19 protein-coding genes are annotated in these 21,222 nt (G+C 60.1%); 14 read left to right on the top strand and 5 right to left on the bottom strand.

What is annotated here, in order from left to right; all coding sequences use genetic code 11:
• Nucleotides 1-461: 461 nt before the first annotated feature.
• Nucleotides 462-1,886 carry an aspartate ammonia-lyase gene (gene aspA / locus ACA066_RS28760; protein WP_253433949.1) on the bottom strand — a complete coding sequence of 475 codons (1,425 nt, stop codon included), beginning with the start codon at nt 1,884-1,886 and terminating at the stop codon, nt 462-464.
• Between the two features lie 180 nt (nt 1,887-2,066).
• Between aspA and ACA066_RS28755 the strand changes: the two genes are divergently transcribed.
• The 6 genes from ACA066_RS28755 (at nt 2,067) to ACA066_RS28730 (ending at nt 5,810) form a co-directional block, all read left to right on the top strand.
• Nucleotides 2,067-2,984, top strand: a complete 918-nt coding sequence (locus ACA066_RS28755) for a LysR substrate-binding domain-containing protein (RefSeq protein WP_084317704.1) — start codon at nt 2,067-2,069, stop codon at nt 2,982-2,984.
• A gap of 8 nt (nt 2,985-2,992) precedes the next feature.
• Nucleotides 2,993-3,211, top strand: a complete 219-nt coding sequence (locus tag ACA066_RS28750) for a hypothetical protein (protein ID WP_497697552.1) — start codon at nt 2,993-2,995, stop codon at nt 3,209-3,211.
• A gap of 36 nt (nt 3,212-3,247) precedes the next feature.
• Nucleotides 3,248-3,739, top strand: a complete 492-nt coding sequence (gene purE, locus ACA066_RS28745; protein WP_017341565.1) for a 5-(carboxyamino)imidazole ribonucleotide mutase — start codon at nt 3,248-3,250, stop codon at nt 3,737-3,739.
• Between the two features lie 11 nt (nt 3,740-3,750).
• A complete protein-coding gene (locus ACA066_RS28740) occupies nt 3,751-4,833 on the top strand; it encodes a 5-(carboxyamino)imidazole ribonucleotide synthase (RefSeq protein WP_497697551.1) in 1,083 nt (360 codons plus the stop codon).
• Nucleotides 4,834-4,939: 106 nt separating this feature from the next.
• Entirely contained in the window at nt 4,940-5,185 is a 246-nt protein-coding gene (locus tag ACA066_RS28735) for a GlsB/YeaQ/YmgE family stress response membrane protein (RefSeq protein ID WP_033059272.1), read from the top strand.
• 88 nt (nt 5,186-5,273) lie between these two features.
• Nucleotides 5,274-5,810 (top strand): DUF3299 domain-containing protein, encoded by a 537-nt coding sequence (locus ACA066_RS28730; protein WP_462020511.1) that lies wholly within the window; start codon nt 5,274-5,276, stop codon nt 5,808-5,810.
• 115 nt (nt 5,811-5,925) lie between these two features.
• Here the strand turns inward: ACA066_RS28730 and ACA066_RS28725 are convergent, their stop codons facing one another.
• Complete coding sequence (locus tag ACA066_RS28725) at nt 5,926-6,825, bottom strand: D-hexose-6-phosphate mutarotase (RefSeq protein WP_497697550.1); 900 nt, start codon at nt 6,823-6,825, stop codon at nt 5,926-5,928.
• A 57-nt stretch (nt 6,826-6,882) separates the two neighbouring features.
• Nucleotides 6,883-7,287, bottom strand: coding sequence for an acyl-CoA thioesterase (locus ACA066_RS28720; protein WP_096514186.1), 405 nt, complete (start codon nt 7,285-7,287; stop codon nt 6,883-6,885).
• Between the two features lie 361 nt (nt 7,288-7,648).
• Between ACA066_RS28720 and ACA066_RS28715 the strand changes: the two genes are divergently transcribed.
• From ACA066_RS28715 to ACA066_RS28680, 8 genes are all read left to right on the top strand, one after another.
• Complete coding sequence (locus tag ACA066_RS28715; protein ID WP_497697549.1) at nt 7,649-8,947, top strand: MFS transporter; 1,299 nt, start codon at nt 7,649-7,651, stop codon at nt 8,945-8,947.
• 233 nt (nt 8,948-9,180) lie between these two features.
• Complete coding sequence (locus ACA066_RS28710; protein WP_497697548.1) at nt 9,181-10,179, top strand: phosphate ABC transporter substrate-binding protein PstS; 999 nt, start codon at nt 9,181-9,183, stop codon at nt 10,177-10,179.
• 409 nt (nt 10,180-10,588) lie between these two features.
• Nucleotides 10,589-12,622, top strand: coding sequence for an ABC transporter permease subunit (locus ACA066_RS28705; RefSeq protein ID WP_497699976.1), 2,034 nt, complete (start codon nt 10,589-10,591; stop codon nt 12,620-12,622).
• 15 nt (nt 12,623-12,637) lie between these two features.
• Complete coding sequence (pstA, locus tag ACA066_RS28700; RefSeq protein ID WP_497697547.1) at nt 12,638-14,308, top strand: phosphate ABC transporter permease PstA; 1,671 nt, start codon at nt 12,638-12,640, stop codon at nt 14,306-14,308.
• A gap of 152 nt (nt 14,309-14,460) precedes the next feature.
• On the top strand, nt 14,461-15,294 hold the full coding sequence (gene pstB, locus ACA066_RS28695; protein ID WP_497697546.1) for a phosphate ABC transporter ATP-binding protein PstB: 834 nt from the start codon (nt 14,461-14,463) through the stop codon (nt 15,292-15,294).
• Between the two features lie 122 nt (nt 15,295-15,416).
• On the top strand, nt 15,417-16,178 hold the full coding sequence (gene phoU, locus ACA066_RS28690; RefSeq protein ID WP_497697545.1) for a phosphate signaling complex protein PhoU: 762 nt from the start codon (nt 15,417-15,419) through the stop codon (nt 16,176-16,178).
• Nucleotides 16,179-16,345: 167 nt separating this feature from the next.
• Entirely contained in the window at nt 16,346-17,254 is a 909-nt protein-coding gene (locus ACA066_RS28685) for a response regulator (protein WP_497697544.1), read from the top strand.
• Nucleotides 17,255-17,416: 162 nt separating this feature from the next.
• Nucleotides 17,417-18,313, top strand: a complete 897-nt coding sequence (locus ACA066_RS28680; protein WP_497697543.1) for a peptidoglycan DD-metalloendopeptidase family protein — start codon at nt 17,417-17,419, stop codon at nt 18,311-18,313.
• A 122-nt stretch (nt 18,314-18,435) separates the two neighbouring features.
• On the opposite strand, the gene ACA066_RS28675 is transcribed toward ACA066_RS28680, so the two are convergent.
• Nucleotides 18,436-19,776, bottom strand: coding sequence for a hemolysin family protein (locus ACA066_RS28675; RefSeq protein ID WP_497697542.1), 1,341 nt, complete (start codon nt 19,774-19,776; stop codon nt 18,436-18,438).
• Between the two features lie 123 nt (nt 19,777-19,899).
• Complete coding sequence (gene phoR / locus ACA066_RS28670; RefSeq protein WP_497699975.1) at nt 19,900-21,186, bottom strand: phosphate regulon sensor histidine kinase PhoR; 1,287 nt, start codon at nt 21,184-21,186, stop codon at nt 19,900-19,902.
• Nucleotides 21,187-21,222: the final 36 nt, after the last annotated feature.

Here is a 21,222-nt window from a genome sequence, read left to right as displayed (position 1 = left end):
CGGAAACATCGCGTTACACCGGTTTGCGCGCGGCAAAACAGGCGAGGCGACGGTTCGTCCCGATTTCATATTGCGGGTTTGTTATTAGTTCGGGTTTCGCATGGGTATGGGCCTCGTTACCGACGACCGCTCATGCGAAGAGGGGCGGCACTATACCTATGAGTGTGCCGTCCGTCTGCACGGTTGTGGTGCAAGCATCGAAACGAAGCTTTGAAACACCCGGCGTTGATGGCGCCGGGCTTTTGTGGGAGCGAGACCGGCTTGCCGGCGATGCTGGCACCGCGGTTTTTCAGGTAGACCGCGTTATCGTTTATCGCCGGCAAGCCGGTCTCGCTCCCACAGGGTCGGTGTTGTTGCTAAACGAGTTAAAAAAAAGGGCCTGGGGAATAATCCCCAAGCCCTCAAAAGGTGAGAGGTGTCTAGTCCCTCGACCTGGTGAGCGGTGCTACTAATGTGTCGGATCAGGCTTTAAGCGGAACCAGACGCGGAGCAATCATGTTTTCCGGGCGCAGGATGTCGGCGAGCATTTCTTCGTCGAGCAAGCCTTCTTCGCGCACCAGTTCCAGCACGCCGCGGCCGCTTTCGAGGGCGATACGGGCGATGCGGGTGGCGTTTTCATAGCCGATGTACGGGTTCAGCGCGGTCACCAGGCCGATCGAGTGCTCGACCAGTTCGCGGCAGCGGGCTTCGTTGGCGGTGATGCCGGTGATGCAGTGCTCGCGCAGCATGTCCATGGCGCGTTGCAGCAGACGGATCGAGTCGAAGATCTTGAAGGCGATCAGCGGCTCCATCACGTTCAGTTGCAGCTGGCCGCCTTCGGCCGCGATGGTCAGTGCCAGGTCGTTGCCGATGATCTGGAACGCAACCTGGTTCACCGCTTCCGGAATAACCGGGTTGACCTTGCCGGGCATGATCGAGCTGCCTGGCTGACGCGCCGGCAGGTTGATTTCATTGATGCCGGTGCGTGGGCCGCTGGACAGCAGACGCAGGTCGTTGCAGATCTTCGACAGTTTGACCGCGGTGCGCTTGAGCATGCCGGAGAACAGCACGAAGGCGCCCATGTCGGAGGTGGCTTCGATCAGGTCGGCGGCTGGAACCAGCGGTTGACCGCTGATCAGTGCCAGACGCTGAACGGCCAGGGCCTGGTAGCGCGGGTCGGCGTTGATGCCGGTACCGATCGCGGTGCCACCCAGGTTCACTTCGGTCAGCAGCTCGGGTGCCAGTGTTTTCAGGCGTGCCAGGTCTTCGCTCAAGGTCGTGGCGAAGGCGCGGAATTCCTGGCCGAGGGTCATCGGCACGGCGTCTTGCAGCTGGGTACGGCCCATCTTCAGGACGTGGCTGAATTCTTCACCCTTGGCGGCGAACGACTGGATCAGGCTGTCGAGGCTGGCCAGCAGCGCGTCGTGACCCAGCAGCAGACCCAGGCGGATCGCGGTCGGGTAGGCGTCGTTGGTCGACTGCGCCATGTTCACGTCGTTGTTCGGGTGCAGGTATTGGTATTCGCCCTTCTGGTGACCCATGGCCTCCAGCGCGATGTTGGCGATGACTTCGTTGGCATTCATGTTGGTCGACGTGCCAGCGCCGCCTTGAATCATGTCCACCACGAACTCTTCGTGGAAATCGCCGCGGATCAATCGTGCACAGGCTTCGCTGATGGCAGCGTGCTTGGCTTCGCTCAGGTGACCCAGCTCGCGGTTGGCGTCAGCGGCGGCCTGTTTGACCATGGCCAGGCCGACAACCAGCTTCGGGTAATGCGAAATCGGAACGCCGGAGAGACGGAAGTTGTTCACCGCTCGCAGGGTCTGGATGCCGTAATACGCTTGAGCCGGTACTTCTAGTACGCCAAGCAGGTCTTTTTCTGTGCGGAAAGATGCAGCGGAGGACATGATAGAAATCATCTCGATATGGACCCGGTCTGTGCCGGAACACTGCAAATGCTAGGCTTGTGGAGAATTTTCGGCCAATGCTGTTAAACACTGGCCTATGCACATTCGGCATAATGCCCATGTGACGCCGTGTGTGTAGCGAGCGTGTGACCTAATTTGGTGCGTGTCCGGGAGGACGTGATGAATCTGGAAAGTAAATGGCTTGAGGACTTCAGCGCCCTGGCCGCCACCCGCAGCTTCTCCCAGGCTGCGGAACGCCGCTTCGTGACCCAGCCGGCGTTCAGCCGACGGATCCGCAGTCTGGAAGCAGCGCTGGGGCTGCAACTGGTCAACCGTTCGCGCACGCCAGTCGAGCTGACGGCCGCGGGACAGTTGTTCCTGGTCACTGCACGGACCGTGGTCGAACAGCTCGGCGAAGTGCTGCGCCACCTTCATCACTTGGAAGGCGGGCAGGGCGAAGTAATGCAAGTGGCTGCCGCTCACTCATTGGCATTGGGCTTCTTTCCGCGCTGGATTGCGCAGTTGCGTAATGAAGGTTTGAACATCGCCACGCGGTTGGTGGCGACCAACGTTGGCGACGCGGTGCATGCGCTGCGCGAAGGCGGGTGCGATCTGATGCTGGCGTTCTATGACCCTGACGCCGCCATGCAAATGGACCCGGAGATCTTTCCGTCGCTGCACCTGGGGCACACGGAAATGCTGCCGGTGTGCGCAGCGGATGCCAATGGCAAGCCGCTGTTCGATCTGGAAGGCGAAGCCAGCGTTCCGTTGCTGGCCTACAGCGCCGGAGCGTTTCTCGGGCGTTCGGTGAACGGCTTGCTGCGCCAGCGTGCGCTGCGGTTTACCACGGTGTATGAAACCGCCATGGCCGACAGCCTGAAAAGCATGGCGCTGGAAGGACTGGGCATCGCCTGGGTGCCGCAATTGAGCGTGCGCGCCGAACTGGCGCGCGGTGAACTGGTGGTTTGCGGTGGCCCGCAATGGCATGTGCCGCTGGAGATTCGTCTTTACCGCTGCGCGCTGGTCCGCAAGGCTAACGTGCGGTTGTTGTGGCGAAAACTTGAAGGTGGCGCCGCGCAAACGCCTACCGGACTGTAGGAGCCGGCTTGCTGGATCGCCAGCAAGCCGGCTCCTACAAGGGATTGGTGGTGTATTTGATTGACCTTAAAGTCAATAAAACCGGCGCTTTGCGCCGTATGACAGATGGTCGCATCGGGGGCTGTTTATCTGCTTCATTGAGGTATACTGCGCGGCCTTCGGCCGGTTCGTCCGGCCATTTTTCGTACAATCAAGCCACGCATTTTGCGTGGCTTGTTGTTTTTTGACGCGCCTGCGGGCGCCCAGAGAGAAGAGGCACGACGATGAGTGCACTGGTTGGCGTGATCATGGGCTCCAAGTCCGATTGGTCCACCCTTAGCCACACCGCCGATATGCTGGAAAAGCTCGGCATCCCTTACGAGGTGAAAGTGGTCTCTGCCCACCGTACCCCGGACCTGCTGTTCCAGTACGCCGAAGAGGCCGAGGCACGTGGCATCGAGGTGATCATCGCCGGTGCCGGTGGCGCGGCCCACTTGCCAGGCATGTGTGCGGCCAAGACCCACCTGCCGGTGCTGGGCGTGCCGGTGCAGTCGTCGATGCTCTCGGGCGTCGACTCGCTGCTTTCCATCGTGCAGATGCCTGCGGGCATTCCGGTCGCCACCCTGGCCATCGGCAAGGCAGGCGCAATCAACGCAGCGCTGCTGTCGGCGAGTATCCTTGGCGCCAAGCACCCGCAGTTCCACGCGGTGCTGAAAACCTTCCGTGCTGAGCAGACAGACAGCGTCCTGGAAAATCCAGACCCACGCATCGCCTGAGGTTGTTGACGATGAAAATCGGTGTAATCGGTGGCGGCCAGTTGGGTCGCATGTTGGCGCTGGCGGGCACTCCGCTGGGCATGAACTTCGTTTTCCTGGACCCCGCGCCGGATGCTTGCGCAGCCGCGTTGGGCGAACACCTGCGGGCCGATTACGGCGATCAGGATCACCTGCGTCAACTGGCCGATGAAGTCGATCTGGTGACCTTCGAATTCGAAAGCGTTCCGGCTGAAACCGTGGCATTCCTGTCGCAATTCGTCCCGGTCTACCCGAGCGCCGAAGCGCTGCGCATCGCCCGCGATCGCTGGTTCGAGAAGAGCATGTTCAAGGACCTGGGGATTCCCACCCCGGCGTTCGCCGACATCCAGTCGCAAGCCGATCTGAACGCCGCCGTGGCATCCATTGGTCTGCCGGCCGTGCTGAAAACCCGCACCCTGGGTTACGACGGCAAGGGCCAGAAAGTCCTGCGCACCGCTGAAGACGTGGTCGGTACCTTCGCTGAACTGGGCAGCGTCGCCTGCCTGCTGGAAGGCTTCGTGCCGTTCACCGGCGAAGTGTCGCTGATCGCCGTGCGTGCTCGCGATGGCGAAACGAAGTTCTACCCGCTGGTTCACAACACCCACGACAGCGGCATCCTCAAACTGTCCGTGGCCAGCACCGACCACCCGTTGCAAGCCTTGGCCGAAGACTACTCCAGCCGCGTGCTCAAGCAGTTGAACTACGTTGGCGTGATGGCGTTCGAGTTCTTTGAAGTCGACGGTGGCCTCAAAGCCAACGAGATTGCCCCGCGCGTGCACAACTCCGGGCACTGGACCACTGAAGGCGCCGAATGCAGCCAGTTCGAAAACCACCTGCGGGCCGTTGCCGGTCTGCCGCTGGGGTCGACGGCCAAGGTCGGTGAGAGCGCGATGCTCAATTTCATCGGTAAAGTGCCGGAGACCGACAAAGTCCTGGCCATCGCCGATTGCCACCTGCATCACTACGGCAAGGCGTTCAAGGTCGGCCGCAAGGTCGGTCACGCCAACCTGCGTTGTGCAGACCGCGAGACACTGGCGGCACAGATCCTCAAGGTCGAAGCGCTGATCGCGGAATAGTTTCATGTGGCAGCGGCGGAACCATTCAGGGACCGCCGTTCTCTCATGGCAGGATGCGAAAGTCTGACTAGGCTTTCGCATAACCAACCAATCAGAGGGAAATGCCATGGGAATTATCGGAACCATCTTTATCGGCTTGATTGTCGGCCTGCTGGCCCGGTTCCTGAAACCGGGCGATGACAGCATGGGCTGGATCATGACCATCCTGCTCGGTATCGGCGGTTCGCTGGCGGCCACTTACGGCGGTCAGGCCCTGGGCTTTTATCAGGCCGGCCAAGGCGCAGGCTTCCTGGGTGCGCTGGTTGGCGCTGTGATATTGCTGGTGATCTACGGCTTGATCAAAAAGAACTGATCCAGGCGACAAAGCTCTCTCTGCCAAACGCGCGGGGAGGGCTAGAATGCTCGGCGTTGCACAGTCCTCTCCTTTGCCGAGCACCTTCATGCGCCGTCTTCTGTTGACTCTTCTTCTACTGGGTACGGGCCTTGCCCATGCCGGCGAACTGCCGGAAACCGACTGGCTCGAACTGATGCCCAAGTCGGACCAGAAAGCCCTCGAGGCTATGCCTGAAATCGACCACAACTCTCCCGAAGCCAATGGCACCTTTACCGAAAAGGGTGGCATGAAGCAGAGCAAAGGCTTGCCGGCGGTGATGTACTCGACCAAAACCGTGCCGTCGATGAACGACAAGAACATCCGTATCGGCGGTTATCCGGTACCGCTGGAATCCGACGCCAAGGGCCGCAGCACGCTGTTCTTCCTCGTGCCGTATCCGGGCGCCTGCATTCACGTGCCGCCACCGCCGCCGAACCAGTTGGTGCTGGTGCGCTATCCGAAAGGGTTGAAGCTGGATGATATCTACACGCCGCTGTGGGTGACCGGCACGTTGAAGATCGAGAAGGTCAACAACGATTTGGCTGATGCGGCGTATGCGCTGGATGCGGCGAAGGTGCGGGTGGTAAAAGAGTCGGATCTGTAGGCGATCCAAATGTGGGAGCGAGACCGGCTTGCCGGCGATGAGGCCATAACATCCAACATCAATGTTGACTGTTACACCGCCATCGCGAGCAAGCCCGCACATTGGTTTTGTGGTGTTAGAGAGATTTGCTGCCGATGCTGACACCCAGTGTATGGCTCGCGCCCGGCGCCAATGCCACCACATCACCCATCACATTCGCCGTTTCAATGCACAGCATCCGCTGCCAGCCATCGTCCGCCATATCACTGAACGCCGCCGCGCGATCAATCCACGGGTTCCAGATCACTGCCGAACGCGAACCGCTGCTGGTCAGCTCGATGCGCCGTTCCCACGCTGGATCGACGATGCTCAGCTTCGCCGGGGCATTGAGGTAGATGCGATCAGTCTCGCCGGCAAAACGCAGGTCACCGGTCTGGGGAACGGTTTTCCAGTCATCCAGCGTCTCGATGTAATTCAAGCCATCCAACCCTTCAACATGCACGTTGCGCACATCGCTGACCGCAAAATAGCTGTGCAGGGCCTGGCTGATCGTGACTTTTTCCGAGCCCTGGTTGTGGCTGGTCAGGCTGATGTGCAGTTGCTCATCCAGACGAATGCTCAACTTCAAATCCACCTGATGTGGCCAGCCGGGGAAGCCGCCTTCGGGGTAGGGCAGGACGAATTCCACCTTCAGGCTTTCACCTTCGGTTTCAATGCCACCCAGTTCCCAGTCCATCGCCCGTACAAAACCGTGGGCGCTCGGCGGTTCGTTGCTGACGCGCATCGCCTGGACGCTCTGCGGGTTGCGCGCAAAATTGCCGAACCACGGCCAGCACACCGGCACGCCGGCGCGGATGCTCTTGCCGGTCTTGAACGCAGCCTCGTCGTTGAGCCAGATCAGCGGCGGTTGGCCAGCCAATTGATAACTCAGGATGTGCGCGCCTTGCTGGGCCACCAGCAATTCGGCCTGACCGTGACGGATGCGCCAGCAGTTCAGTTCATCCAGTTTTACGGCTTCAACGTTGGGCGTGCTCATGGGGCAACTCTCGATCGGGAACGATGGCAGCAATGGACCGCAAAACGGTCGCCGTGTTTAACGCGCGCGTGGCGGAACCGAACGGGTGCGACCGCTGCCGTCGATGGCAACAAACACAAACACGGCTTCAGTCACTTTACGCCACTCGCTCGACAGCGGATCGTCGCTCCAGACCTCGACCATCATCTTGATCGAGCTGCGACCAATTTCCTGGGCTTGGGTATAGAAGGAGAGCTGAGCGCCAACCGCGACCGGAACCAGGAACGCCATACGGTCGATGGCCACGGTGGCCACGCGACCGCCAGCGACTTTGCTGGCCATTGCGGTGCCGGCCAAATCCATCTGCGCGACCAGCCAGCCGCCGAAAATATCGCCGAAACCGTTGGTTTCACGGGGAAGCGCGGTGATTTGCAGGGCCAGGTCGCCTTGCGGGATTGGATCTTCTTGTTCGAGCTCTATCATGCCGGGGGGCCTCTGACCCGTGACTCTTCATTGGTACTTCAGGTGAATAGCCGTCTCAGAAAAAACGATTCAGCCCGAACATACTACGTTCGTCACGTTTTTCGTAAGGCGCCTAAAGGGAAACTCTGCGAAATCGCCTACATACCCCGGCAGGCGTTTTCGCACAGCAACCCTTTCAAACTGTTGCAAGATCGCGAGTATATCGGTCGGTAGACTCCGAGACGACCGTCCGGTTCTCATTTTGACCGTCAAATACGCACCTCTATGTGCTTTTTCGAACAATTTGCTATCGTGCCGGACCTGCCCAAGCCTCCGCCAGCGTTGTTGGGGTTGCAGATCCGACTATAAGAGAAGCCTTGCCATGACCACCGCGCCCTCGAGCATCGCGCAGCCGACCCAGCCCACACGTCCGTTGACCCGCAATGACTACAAGACTTTATCGCTGTCTGCCCTTGGCGGCGCGCTGGAGTTCTACGACTTCATCATTTTCGTGTTCTTCGCCACGGTGGTCGGCAAGCTGTTCTTCCCGGCCGACATGCCCGAGTGGCTGCGCCTGATGCAAACCTTCGGCATCTTCGCCGCCGGCTACCTGGCGCGGCCGCTGGGCGGCATTGTCATGGCGCACTTCGGTGACCTGCTGGGTCGCAAGAAGATGTTCACCCTGAGCATTTTCATGATGGCGGTGCCGACCCTGATCATGGGTTTGCTGCCGACTTACGCGCAGATCGGCATGTGGGCGCCGATCCTGTTGCTGCTAATGCGGGTGATTCAAGGCGCTGCGATTGGCGGTGAAGTGCCGGGCGCGTGGGTCTTCGTTTCCGAACACGTGCCGCAGCGGCACATCGGCTACGCCTGCGGCACCCTGACCAGCGGTCTGACGGCGGGCATCCTCCTGGGTTCACTGGTTGCCACGGCGATCAACAGCCTTTACACCCCGGTGGAAGTGTCCGATTACGCCTGGCGGATCCCGTTCCTGCTGGGCGGCGTGTTCGGCCTGTTCTCGGTTTATCTGCGCCGTTGGTTGCACGAGACCCCTGTTTTCGCCGAGCTGCAACTGCGCAAGGCGCTGGCCGAAGAAGTGCCGCTGCGCGCTGTGTTGCGCGACCATCGCGGGGCGATTCTGATTTCCATGCTGCTGACCTGGTTGCTGTCTGCTGCCATCGTCGTGTTGATTTTGATGACCCCGACTGTGTTGCAGACGGTCCACCACTTCTCGCCGACCACCGCCCTGCAGTCCAACAGTGTGGCGATCGTGTTCCTGAGCATTGGTTGCATCATTTCCGGCGCCCTCGCGGATCGCTTCGGCGCGGGCCGGGTGTTTGTGTTTGGCTGTGCCGCGTTGCTGGCCAGTTCCTGGACCTTCTACCACAGCCTGGCCGACCACCCTGACTGGCTGTTCCCGATGTACGCATTGACTGGGCTGCTGGTGGGCACCATCGGCGCGGTTCCGTACGTCATGGTCAAGGCATTCCCGCCGGTGGTGCGCTTCAGCGGCCTGTCGTTCTCTTACAACGTGGCTTACGCCATTTTCGGTGGCCTGACGCCGATGATCGTCAGCCTGCTGCTCAAGGAAAGCCCGATGGGCCCGGCGTATTACGTCGCGGTTCTGTGCGGGGTCGGGATTCTGGTGGGTGCTTATCTGTGGAAGAAGGGGCGCTGATCCCGAAATTGTCTGTAGCTGTACCGGCCCTAAATCGCTAGCAGGCTAGCTCCCACATTGAAATGCATTCCAATGTGGGAGCTAGCCTGCTAGCGATTAGGGGCGCATGAATTATCCGGTAAAAACTCGAATACTGGCCTTTCATCCAATTGTCATATTTCAGCCATAGAGTGTTCACACGGCCTGCTGATACTTGGCCCGACTTAACACACCCTATCTGCTAGGAGTAAGGCATGAAACTGAAGCGTTTGATGGCGGCAATGACTTTTGTCGCTGCTGGCGTTGCGACTGCCAACGCGTTCGCCGCTGTTGACCCTGCGATCCCGAGCTACACCAAGACCACTGGTGTATCGGGCAACCTGTCCAGCGTCGGCTCCGATACCCTGGCCAACCTCATGACCCTGTGGGCTGAGAACTACAAAAAAGAATACCCAAACGTAAACATCCAGATTCAGGCTGCCGGTTCGTCGACCGCGCCACCTGCGCTGACTGAAGGCACCGCTAACCTGGGCCCGATGAGCCGCAAGATGAAGGACAACGAGCTGCAAGCCTTCGAAACCAAATATGGCTACAAGCCAACCGCTATCCCGGTTGCCGTGGACGCCCTGGCTGTGTTCGTGCACAAGGACAACCCGATCCAGCACCTGACCATGGAACAAGTCGACGCGATCTTCTCGTCCACTCGTCTGTGCGGCGCTAAAACCGACGTGAAAACCTGGGGCGACCTGGGCGTGACCGGCGACCTGGCCAACAAGCCGGTTCAACTGTTCGGTCGTAACTCGGTATCGGGCACCTATGGCTACTTCAAAGAAGAAGCCCTGTGCAAAGGTGACTATAAGCCAAACGTTAACGAACAACCTGGCTCGGCTTCGGTTGTGCAGTCGATCAGCTCCTCGCTGAATGGCGTTGGTTACTCGGGCATCGGCTACAAAACCGCTAGCGTGAAAACGGTGGCTCTGGCCAAGAAAGGCAGCACCGAGTTCGTTGAAGACACCGAAGAAAACGCCCTGAACGGCAAGTACCCGCTGTCGCGTTTCCTCTACGTTTACGTCAACAAGGCCCCGAACAAGCCTCTGGCCCCGCTGGAAGCCGAGTTCGTGAAACTGGTTCTGTCCAAACAGGGTCAGGAAGTTGTAGTGAAAGACGGTTACATCCCACTGCCGGCCAAGGTTGCTGCAAAAGCACTGGCTGACCTGGGTCTGTCGGAAGGCGGCTCTGTCGTAAAGAAGTAACACCTTGAGCCCGGACTCATTTCCGGGCTCCAGTGGGGGTGGGTACGCCCACCCCCACACGCCTCTATTTCTCTGTCCTCTGCCAGTTCCCGCTGGCGGCGGATTTGTTGCGTCACTGCATTGTCATCTTTCTGTCATACAGGATCGCTAGGGTGTGCGCATGACTGATCTGGCCAATTCCACCATGACTACAAATCCCCCCAAGCGAATTGACTTCAATACGCCTGAGTTGCAACGCAAGCGCCGCATCCGCGCGCTCAAAGATCGCCTGACCCGCTGGTACGTCCTCGTTGGCGGCCTCGCTGTTCTTGCCGCGATCACACTGATCTTCTTCTTCCTTGCCTACGTCGTCTTGCCCCTGTTCCAGGGTGCCGACCTCACCGCCAAGGACACCATCACGCCCGCCTGGATGCAAGACGCCGGCAAGCCGCTGATGATCTCCCTGGAAGAGCAGAACCAGGTTGCCATGCGGGTTTCCGACAAAGGGCAGGCGCTGTTTTTCGACATCGACAGTGGCGCCGAACTCAAGCGCGTCGATCTGCCGATCCCGGCCGGCACTACCGTGACCTCCATCGGCGAGGATCAACCAGGCCATCCATTGGTGGCGGTGGGCTTGTCCAATGGCCAGGCGCTGGTGTTCCGTCACACCTATAAAGTCAGCTACCCGGACGGCAAGAAAACCATCTCGCCGGCTATCGAATACCCGTACGGCGAAACCCCGGTCGCGCTGAACGAGGCGGGCGGTGCGCTGGAGCACATCAGCCTCAACGCCAACGATTCGACCCTGATGCTGGTGGGTTCCACCGGTTCGCAACTCAATGTTCTGTCGCTGACCAGCGAAGAAAACATGATGACCGGCGAAATCACCAGCGAGCAGAAGCGTATCGATCTGCCGCAGATGACCGAGCCGGTGAAGAACATCTTCGTCGACCCGCGTCAGCAGTGGTTGTACGTGATTAACGGTCGTGCGCAAGCCGACGTGTTCAGCCTGCGCGACAAGAGCCTCAACGGTCGCTACAAGCTGCTCGAAAACGGCGATGCCGAGATTACCGCCAGCACCCAACTGGTGGGCGGTATCTCGCTGATCCTCGGCGATTCCAAGGGCGGCCTCGCTCAGTGGTTCATGGCTCGCGATCCGGATGGCGAACAGCGCCTGAAGCAGATCCGCACCTTCCAGATGGGCACCACGCCGATCGTTGAAATCACTGCCGAAGAACGTCGCAAAGGCTTCGTTGCCCTTGATGCGTCCGGCAAGCTCGGCGTGTTCCACAGCACCGCGCACCGCACCTTGCTGGTGGACCAGGTGGTCGATGGCCAGGGCCTTTTCGGTCTGTCGCCACGGGCCAACCGCGTGATCGTCGAAGCGGGTGGCAAGATTCAACCGCTGCTGCTCGAAAACCCGCACCCTGAAGTTTCGTGGAGCGCGCTGTGGAGCAAGGTTTGGTACGAGAACTACGACGAGCCTAAATACGTCTGGCAATCGACTGCCGCCAACACCGATTTCGAACCGAAGCTGAGCCTGTCTCCGCTGACTTTCGGCACCCTGAAAGCTGCGTTTTACGCCATGCTGCTGGCCGCTCCACTGGCCGTCGCTGCTGCGATCTACACTGCGTACTTCATGGCCCCGGGCATGCGCCGCAAGGTCAAGCCGGTGATCGAGCTGATGGAAGCGATGCCGACGGTGATCCTCGGTTTCTTCGCCGGCCTGTTCCTCGCTCCGTATGTAGAAGGGCATTTGCCGGGCATCTTCAGCCTGCTGATGCTCTTGCCGGTCGGCATTCTGGTGGCCGGTTTCGTCTTCAGTCGCCTGCCTGAGTCCATCCGCCTGAAAGTGCCGGACGGTTGGGAAAGCGCGATTCTGATTCCGGTGATCCTGTTTGTGGGCTGGCTCTCGCTGTACATGAGCCCGTACATGGAAACCTGGTTCTTCGGCGGCGACATGCGCATGTGGATTTCCCACGACCTGGGCATCACCTACGACCAGCGCAACGCACTGGTGGTCGGTCTGGCCATGGGCTTCGCGGTGATCCCGAACATCTACTCCATCGCCGAAGACGCCGTGTTCAGCGTGCCTCGCGGCCTGACCCTCGGTTCCCTGGCGCTCGGTGCCACGCCGTGGCAGACCATGACTCGCGTGGTGATCCTCACCGCCAGCCCGGGCATCTTCTCGGCACTGATGATCGGCATGGGCCGTGCGGTCGGTGAAACCATGATCGTGCTGATGGCCACCGGCAACACCCCGGTCATGGAAATGAACCTGTTCGAAGGTCTGCGAACGCTGGCCGCCAACGTCGCGGTGGAAATGCCCGAATCGGAAGTCGGCGGCAGCCACTACCGCGTGCTGTTCCTCTCGGCGCTGGTGCTGCTGTTGTTCACCTTCGTCATGAACACCCTCGCGGAACTGATTCGTCAGCGTCTGCGCAAGAAATACTCGTCGCTTTAAGAAAGGTAGAAGTCTGTGAAACAGAACTCCCTGAATGGATGGTTCAAGAGCGGCGCCCCCGGCGTCTGGATCAGCGGTGGCGCGGTGTCCATCGCGGTCATCATGACCATTGGCCTGCTCGCGGTGATTGCCGTGCGCGGTCTGGGTCACTTCTGGCCGGCGGACTTGATTCACGCCAGCTACGACGTACCGGGCCAGGCTAATCACCTGGTCGTCGGCGAAGTGGTGCAGAAAGAAGAAGTGCCGCGCGCGCGCCTGAAAAGCGCCGGGCTGCCGGTGCCTGATGAAGGCCCGGAGTTCATGACTCGCGAGCTGATCAAGGTCGGCAACCGTGACTTGAATGGCAACGACTTCACCTGGATCGTCGGCGAGTGGCTGACCAACCAGAAGACGCCACCTGAGCTGATGGCCATCGAGCGCCGCGAGTGGGGCAATTTCTACGGCTACCTGGTCAACGTCAAACAGGACGGCAAGGTCATCGCTGAAGGCGAGGCCGCGTGGCCTGAGTTGCAGGCCCGTGTTGCCCGCGTCAACCAGCTCGCCGCACAGCTCAAGACCCTGGAAAAAGTCGATATCGGCGCGATCAACGCCGGTCTCGAACGCATCCGTCTGCACGGTCGCAAACTGGAACTGGCCGGCACGATGGACGCTACCGCACAAGCGGACATGGAGTCCGAGCGTGCTGAGCTGAACGCGCGCTATCAAGACATCGAGGCGCGCCTGAACGACCTGCACGCCCAGTTCAATCGCGACAGCCTGACGGCCCGCGATGCCAACGGCAAAGAGATCGAAATCGGCATCGGCAAAGTGGTTCACGCCTATCAGCCGAACGCCATGGGCACCTTCACCAAGATCGGCTTCTACTTCAGCAAGATGTGGGAATTCCTCAGCGACGACCCGCGTGAAGCGAACACCGAAGGCGGGATCTTCCCGGCGATTTTCGGCACCGTGATGATGACGCTGATCATGGCGATGGTCGTCACCCCGTTTGGCGTACTGGCGGCGGTTTACCTGCGTGAATACGCCAAGCAGAACGCGTTGACCCGGATTATCCGCATCGCCGTGAACAACCTGGCGGGCGTTCCGGCCATCGTTTACGGCGTGTTCGGTCTGGGCTTCTTCGTTTATGTGCTGGGCGGCTCGGTCGACCGGTTGTTCTTCCCTGAAGCACTACCGGCACCGACCTTCGGTACGCCGGGTCTGCTCTGGGCTTCCTTGACCCTGGCGCTGCTGGCGGTGCCGGTGGTGATCGTGGCCACCGAAGAAGGCCTTGCGCGGATTCCTCGCACTGTGCGTGAAGGCTCGTTGGCCCTCGGCGCGACCAAGGCGGAAACCTTGTGGAAGATCGTGCTGCCGATGGCCAGCCCGGCGATGATGACCGGCATGATCCTCGCCGTGGCTCGCGCCGCCGGTGAAGTGGCGCCGCTGATGCTGGTGGGTGTGGTGAAACTGGCGCCGTCGCTGCCGCTGGATGGCAACTACCCGTACCTTCACCTCGATCAGAAGATCATGCACCTGGGCTTCCACATCTATGACGTTGGTTTCCAGAGCCCGAACGTAGAAGCCGCGCGACCGCTGGTGTACGCCACGGCGCTGCTGCTGGTACTGGTGATCGCGACATTGAACTTGTCGGCTGTTTATATCCGTAACCATCTGCGCGAGAAATACAAAGCGCTGGACAGCTAATCACCGCCGACCCTGTAGGAGCACAGCTTGCTGGCGATGGCGATTTCAATAACGCCATCGCGGGCAAGCCTTGCTCCTACAAGAGCGGCGCTACCGCTGGTCTAGATACCAGCGGCCAACCGAACCGAATTTGTTAGCACAGGGAGCCTCCCATGCAGCACGAAGCACACACCCACGGCATCAACATGTCGGCACTGGGTCGCGACAAACAGAGCCTTAGCCTCGAGCAGGAAACCGTGGCCATCGAAGTGCCGGGCCTGAACCTGTTCTACGGCGAAAAACAAGCCCTGTACGACGTCAGCCTGAACATCCCGAAACAGCGCGTGACGGCCTTCATCGGCCCGTCCGGCTGCGGCAAGTCCACGCTGCTGCGCACCTTCAACCGCATGAACGACCTGGTCGACGGCTGCCGCGTAGAAGGCGAAATCAACCTCTACGGCAATAACATCTACCGCAAGGGCGAAGACGTGGCCGAGCTGCGTCGTCGCGTCGGCATGGTGTTCCAGAAGCCGAACCCGTTCCCGAAAACCATCTACGAAAACGTGGTTTACGGCTTGCGCATCCAGGGCATCAACAAGAAGCGCGTCCTCGACGAAGCGGTCGAGTGGGCGTTGAAAGGCGCGGCACTGTGGGAGGAAGTCAAAGACCGTCTGCACGAGTCGGCACTCGGTCTGTCCGGTGGTCAGCAGCAACGTCTGGTGATCGCTCGCACCATCGCCGTGGAGCCGGAAGTACTGTTGCTCGACGAACCGTGCTCGGCACTTGACCCGATTTCGACGCTGAAAGTCGAAGAGCTGATCTACGAACTGAAATCGAAATTCACCATCGTCATCGTGACCCACAACATGCAACAGGCCGCGCGGGTTTCCGACTACACGGCGTTCATGTACATGGGCAAACTGGTGGAATTCGGCGACACCGATACCCTGTTCACCAATCCGGCGAAGAAGCAGACCGAAGACTACATCACAGGGCGGTATGGCTAGTTGAGGCAGCTGCGAGCCGCAAGCTTCAAGCGGCAAGTAAGAGCGGTTCAGCGTATCGACACACATCAGCTTGCAGCTTGTAGCTTGCAGCTCTTGGTCCACAGCTTTTGCGGAGCAAAGACATGATTTCGAAGGAAGGCTTAACCCATCACATCTCCCAGCAGTTCAACGCTGAGCTGGAGGAAGTGCGCAGCCACCTCCTGGCCATGGGCGGGCTGGTAGAGAAGCAGGTCAATGACGCCGTGACGGCGCTGATCGAGGCTGACTCCGGCCTGGCCCAGCAGGTTCGCGAGATCGACGACCAGATCAACCAGATGGAACGCAACATCGACGAAGAATGCCTGCGCATTCTGGCCCGTCGTCAGCCGGCGGCGTCCGACTTGCGTCTGATCATCAGCATCTCCAAGTCGGTGATCGACCTGGAACGCATCGGCGACGAATCGACCAAGATCGCCCGTCGTGCCATCCAGTTGTGCGAGGAAGGCGAAGCGCCGCGCGGTTACGTCGAAGTCCGCCACATCGGCGACCAGGTGCGCAACATGGTGCGTGACGCCCTGGACGCGTTTGCCCGCTTCGACGCCGACCTGGCGTTGTCGGTGGCGCAGTACGACAAGATCATCGACCGCGAATACAAGACCGCCCTGCGTGAGCTCGCGACCTACATGATGGAAGACCCGCGCTCTATCTCGCGGGTTCTGAGCATTATCTGGGTGCTGCGTTCGCTGGAGCGTATCGGCGACCACGCGCGCAATATCGCGGAGTTGGTGATTTACCTGGTGCGCGGCACCGACGTGCGTCACCTGGGCCTCAAGCGCATGAAAGAAGAAGTTGAAGGCGCAAGTGGCGAAACCGCTAATGTTCCGGGCGAAGTTGACGATAAGTAAGATTGCCCAAGTAAAGCGCCCGGCCTTTTGGCCGGGCGTTTTTGTTTAGGGGATTACGAATTCGAAGCAGCACCCGCGAACGAAAAGTCCCGGCGTGACTGAAGGTTTTTGGCAATGTGCCATCAGCAAAGCGGTATGCTTGCCGGGATTTTTTAAAGGGGTGATGGATGAGTAAGGTCAGTGTGTTGGTCGTGGACGATGCGTCGTTCATTCGTGACCTGGTGAAGAAGTGCCTGCGCAACTACTTCCCGGGCATCCGGATCGAAGACGCGGTCAACGGCAGGAAGGCCCAGGCCTTGCTGGCACGGGAAGCGTTCGACCTGGTCCTGTGCGACTGGGAAATGCCGGAAATGTCCGGCCTGGAATTGCTGACCTGGTGCCGCGAGCAGGACAACCTCAAGACCATGCCCTTCGTGATGGTGACCAGCCGTGGCGACAAAGAGAACGTCGTCCAGGCGATCCAGGCCGGGGTTTCCGGTTACGTCAGCAAACCGTTCACCAACGAACAACTGCTGACCAAGGTCAAGCAGGCGCTGAACAAGGTCGGCAAGCTCGATACCTTGATGAACAGCGCGCCGACCAAAATGAACTCGGCGTTCGGCAACGATTCGTTGAGCGCTTTGACCGGCGGCAAGGCGGAAGTGGTCGCGGCGGCACCCGCCCCGGTTGCTGCGCCATCGCGAGGTCTGCTCAACAGCCCGCTCGTCAAGGCTCCGGTTGCCGCCGCTGCAGCCTCCGGCGGTCGTGGGCAAGGCCAACTGCGCCTGCCGAACGGCATTCAGCCATGCGTTATCAAGGCCTTGAGCCTCAAGGAAGCGCTGCTGGTCGTGAAACGCACCGATGCGCTGCCGCAAGTGCTCGACAGCGCCGTGCTCGACATGGAACAGGGCGACAACGCTGAAGTCGCCCGCCTGAACGGTTACCTGCACGCCATCGTCGCCCACGAGCAGAAACCCGACAGCGAATGGCTGCAACTGACATTCCGCTTTGTTGACCAGGACGCGCAGAAACTGGATTACATCTCCCGTTTGATCGCACGTGGTACGGCGCAGAAGCACTTCGTTCCGGGCGCGTAATCTTCGTCGCCTGACAGTCCGCCATCGCTAGCCTGCTAGCGATGGGGTTCTCGAATTCACCACACATCCGCTGAACCGCCCATTTTGAAACATCTGCCGACTACCCGGGTCCATTGCAGCTGCTAGGCTCTTTCCCAGGCCTTACTCGACAGAATCCTGCCCATGCTCGCGCGCCTGCTGTTTTTCTGTGGTCTGTTCATGGCGTCCACCTCGGTCATGGCCATGACCATCTACAAATCCACCGATGCCAATGGCGTGGTCTCCTACAGCGACCGCCCCACTAAGGGCTCCCAGGTGTTCACTTTTCGTGATCGCATGGTCGAGCACCTTGAGCGTCAGGTGTACCTCGTCATCACAAAAAAGAAGGGCGTGGACAGCGTTTACGTGCGCAATGACCTGTACGCGCCGGTTGAGATCGAGTTGAGTTTCGCTGGACTGCAGAACGTCAGCGGTGCGCCGAGCCGGCCGATTCGCCGGGTCATGCCGGCGCGCAGCAGCATTCGTCTGGCGCTGCTCACGGCCACGAAAGCGGAGATGCCGCTGGCGTATACCCCAAAATTCGAATACTCCCTGGGCGATCCCTCAGGGGCTGCCATGGCCTATCGATACCCGTTCCCCTGGCGTGGCGGACCGTTTCGGCTTAGTCAGGGCGCCAATGGCCAATACAGCCACTTTGGTCCAAAGAATCGCTATGCCATGGACATCGCCATGCCTGTAGGCACGCCGATCGTCGCGGCACGAGGCGGGGTGGTGGTGAAAACCGAGAATGCCCAGACCGGGCGCGGCAACGATCCGTCAGGCAATTTCGTGCGAGTGCTGCACGATGACGGGACGATGGGCGTTTACCTGCACCTCAAGCAAGGGTCAGTGAGTGTTCGCGAAGGGCAACGAGTATCGGTTGGGAGTTCGTTGGCGCTGTCGGGCAATACCGGCAACAGCAGCGGGCCGCACCTGCATTTCGTGGTGCAGCGCAATACAGGATTGGGGCTGGTGTCGATTCCGTACCAGTTCAATCAACCGGTGGGGGCGTTGCCCAACTTTGCGTTGGGCAAGCAGTGAACGATTGAACACCGCAATCCCTGTAGGAGCTGAGCTTGCTCGCGATAGCGGTGTGTCAGTCGCGGTGATGCTGGATGTACCGCCGTCATCGCGAGCAAGCTCAGCTCCTACAGGTTTATGCCTTAATTGAGCATCAACACCTTGGCCAGAATGATCTTCGGCCCTTTCATCTTCTTGATGATGATCCGCAGGCCTTCGACTTCCAGCACTTCTTCCTCTTCCGGCACCCGTTTCAGGGTTTCGTAGACCAGCCCGGCGAGGGTTTCGGCTTCGATGTGGTCAAGGTCAATGCCCAGCAGGCGTTCGACCTTGAACAGAGGCGTATCACCGCGCACCAGCAGCTTGCCCGGCTGGTACGCGAGAATCCCGCGCTCGGCCTTGCGGTGTTCGTCCTGAATGTCGCCGACCAGCACTTCCAGCACGTCTTCCATGGTCAGGTAGCCGATGATGTTGCCGTCGGCTTCTTCAACCACGGCGAAGTGCGAGCCACCCTTGCGGAATTGCTCCAGCAACTGCGACAGCGGCATGTGCCGCGACACGCGCTCCAGCGGCCGGGTCAGTTCGGCCAGGTTGAACGACTCGGGAATGTGGTCCAGGGCCGCCAGTTCCAGCAACAGGTCCTTGATGTGCAGCAGGCCGACGAACTCCTGGCTTTCGCTGTCGTACACCGGATAACGGCTGAACTTGTGGCGACGGAACATCGCCAGGATTTCCTTGAGCGGCGCGTTGAACTCCAGCGTCACCAGGTCTTCGCGGGAGTTGGCCCAGTCGACCACTTCCAGCTCGCCCATTTCCACAGCGGAGGCGAGTACGCGCATGCCTTGATCGCTCGGGTCCTGGCCGCGGCTGGAGTGCAGGATCAGTTTCAGTTCTTCACGGCTGTAATGGTGCTCGTGATGGGGGCCGGGCTCACCCTGGCCGGCAATCCGCAGGATCGTGTTGGCGCTGGCGTTGAGCAGGTAAATCGCCGGGTACATCGCCCAGTAGAACAGGTACAAGGGCACGGCGGTCCAGAGTGACAGCAACTCGGGTTTGCGGATGGCCCACGATTTCGGCGCCAGTTCGCCGACCACGATGTGCAGGTACGAAATGATGAAGAACGCCGTGAAGAACGACACGCCTTTGACCACTTCGGCGGACTCTACGCCAACGGCGCTCAGCACCGGCTCGAGGATGTGCGCGAACGCCGGCTCGCCGACCCAGCCAAGGCCAAGGGAGGCGAGCGTGATACCCAACTGGCAGGCCGACAGGTAGGCATCGAGCTGACTGTGCACGGTGCGCAGGATGTGCCCGCGCCAGCCGTTTTTCTCAGCGATGGCCTCGACCCGGGTCGAGCGCAATTTGACCATGGCAAATTCCGCCGCAACGAAAAAGCCGTTGAGCAAAACCAGGATCAGAGCAAAAAGAATCATGCCGAAATCGGCGAAGAGTGTCGCGAGGGTCAAGCCAGGGGAAGGGTCCATGATGGAGTTTTGCGGGTTCCGTGTATTCGAAAGGAAAGAAAAAAGTGCACCTGAAAGGCAGGCACAAGTCAGCCAATGTAGCGGCTGACTGGGGGATTGCCTAGTGGCGAGTGCCGGTCGGTATCAATCGGCCGTGCTGATGACTCGTGTTTTCGTGACTTGGGCCGGCGCAAAATGGCAGGTAAATGTACTGCCGTGGCCCGGTACACTGCTGATTTCCATCCGTGCGCGGTGGCGCAGCAACACGTGTTTGACGATCGCCAAACCGAGCCCGGTGCCACCGGTGTTGGAGTTGCGGCTGGAGTCGACACGGTAGAAACGTTCGGTCAGGCGCGGCAGGTGTTTGCTGTCGATGCCGATGCCGGAGTCTTGCACGCTCAGGTGCGCGCCTTGCTCGTCGCCCCACCAGCGAATGCGGATATTGCCTTCGGCCGGCGTGTACTTCACCGCGTTGAACACCAGGTTGGAAAACGCACTGCGCAGTTCGGCTTCGCTGCCCTTGAGCTGAATCGTCGGGTCGGCTTCCAGGGTGATGCGCTGATTTTTTTGCCCGGACAGTTGCTGAGCATCGCCCGTGATCGATTGCAGCAAGCCGTCGATGGCCACCGGCTGGTTGTCCGACGGGTAATCAGTGGCTTCCAGTTTGGCCAGCAGCAGCAAGTCGTTGAGCAACGTCTGCATGCGCCCGCCTTGTTGCTGCATTTGCTGCAAGGCACGGCTCCAGCGCGGGTTCACGTCCTCGACATTGTCGAGCAGGGTTTCCAGATAGCCGCAGATCACCGTCAGCGGTGTGCGCAGTTCGTGGGAGACGTTGGCGATGAAGTCCTTGCGCATCTGTTCCAGCTGATGGATGCGCGTCACGTCGCGCACCAGCATCAAGTGTTCGTTGTTGCCGTAGCGGGTGATGTACAGCTGAATGCGCAGGCGGTCGTTGGTCGGTGAAGGGATTTCCAGCGGTTCGGCGTAGTTTTCCTGCTCGAAGTATTCCTTGAAGCGCGGATGACGCACCAGGTTGGTCACCGGTTGGCCGCTGTCCTGTGGGGTCTTGAGACCGAGCAGGGTTTCCGCCGCGCGGTTCCACCATTCGAGGTTGCCGTCGGTGTCGAGCATGATCACCGCGTCTTTCAGCGCGGCGGTGGACTCCTGGACCCGGTCGATCACCGCTTGCAGGCGTCCGCGCACGCGTTGGTCGCGACGTTGCAGGTGATAGATGCTGTCGAACACTTCGCCCCACAGGCCATAGCCATCGGGCGGCGCTTCATCGGGTTTTTGCAGGCGCAGCCACTCGTGCAGACGCAGCAATTGCTTGAGTGTCCAGGCCAGGTAAAGGCCCAGGCCCGCGGCGAGGCTCCAGCCGTAGTAGCCGGTGATCAGGCCGATCACCAGGCAGGCGGTGACCAGTAGCAGCATGTGGCGAATCAGGGTGCCATGCCAGTTTTGGTTCAC

The organism is Pseudomonas sp. LBUM1651 (genome assembly GCF_059716135.1).
The sequence above is the reverse complement of the archived record's forward strand: the minus strand, read 5'-3'. Positions and strand labels throughout refer to the sequence as shown.

Excerpts from the sequence above, each read along its gene's own strand:
- aspA (WP_253433949.1), bottom strand. The coding sequence starts at position 1,886 with ATGTCCTCCGCTGCATCTTTCCGCACAGAAAAAGACCTGCTTGGCGTA.
- ACA066_RS28755 (WP_084317704.1), top strand. The coding sequence starts at position 2,067 with ATGAATCTGGAAAGTAAATGGCTTGAGGACTTCAGCGCCCTGGCCGCC.
- purE (WP_017341565.1), top strand. The coding sequence starts at position 3,248 with ATGAGTGCACTGGTTGGCGTGATCATGGGCTCCAAGTCCGATTGGTCC.
- ACA066_RS28740 (WP_497697551.1), top strand. The coding sequence starts at position 3,751 with ATGAAAATCGGTGTAATCGGTGGCGGCCAGTTGGGTCGCATGTTGGCG.
- ACA066_RS28735 (WP_033059272.1), top strand. The coding sequence starts at position 4,940 with ATGGGAATTATCGGAACCATCTTTATCGGCTTGATTGTCGGCCTGCTG.
- ACA066_RS28730 (WP_462020511.1), top strand. The coding sequence starts at position 5,274 with ATGCGCCGTCTTCTGTTGACTCTTCTTCTACTGGGTACGGGCCTTGCC.
- ACA066_RS28725 (WP_497697550.1), bottom strand. The coding sequence starts at position 6,825 with ATGAGCACGCCCAACGTTGAAGCCGTAAAACTGGATGAACTGAACTGC.
- ACA066_RS28720 (WP_096514186.1), bottom strand. The coding sequence starts at position 7,287 with ATGATAGAGCTCGAACAAGAAGATCCAATCCCGCAAGGCGACCTGGCC.
- ACA066_RS28715 (WP_497697549.1), top strand. The coding sequence starts at position 7,649 with ATGACCACCGCGCCCTCGAGCATCGCGCAGCCGACCCAGCCCACACGT.
- ACA066_RS28710 (WP_497697548.1), top strand. The coding sequence starts at position 9,181 with ATGAAACTGAAGCGTTTGATGGCGGCAATGACTTTTGTCGCTGCTGGC.
- ACA066_RS28705 (WP_497699976.1), top strand. The coding sequence starts at position 10,589 with ATGCAAGACGCCGGCAAGCCGCTGATGATCTCCCTGGAAGAGCAGAAC.
- pstB (WP_497697546.1), top strand. The coding sequence starts at position 14,461 with ATGCAGCACGAAGCACACACCCACGGCATCAACATGTCGGCACTGGGT.
- phoU (WP_497697545.1), top strand. The coding sequence starts at position 15,417 with ATGATTTCGAAGGAAGGCTTAACCCATCACATCTCCCAGCAGTTCAAC.
- ACA066_RS28685 (WP_497697544.1), top strand. The coding sequence starts at position 16,346 with ATGAGTAAGGTCAGTGTGTTGGTCGTGGACGATGCGTCGTTCATTCGT.
- ACA066_RS28680 (WP_497697543.1), top strand. The coding sequence starts at position 17,417 with ATGCTCGCGCGCCTGCTGTTTTTCTGTGGTCTGTTCATGGCGTCCACC.
- ACA066_RS28675 (WP_497697542.1), bottom strand. The coding sequence starts at position 19,776 with ATGGACCCTTCCCCTGGCTTGACCCTCGCGACACTCTTCGCCGATTTC.
- phoR (WP_497699975.1), bottom strand. The coding sequence starts at position 21,186 with ATGCTGCTACTGGTCACCGCCTGCCTGGTGATCGGCCTGATCACCGGC.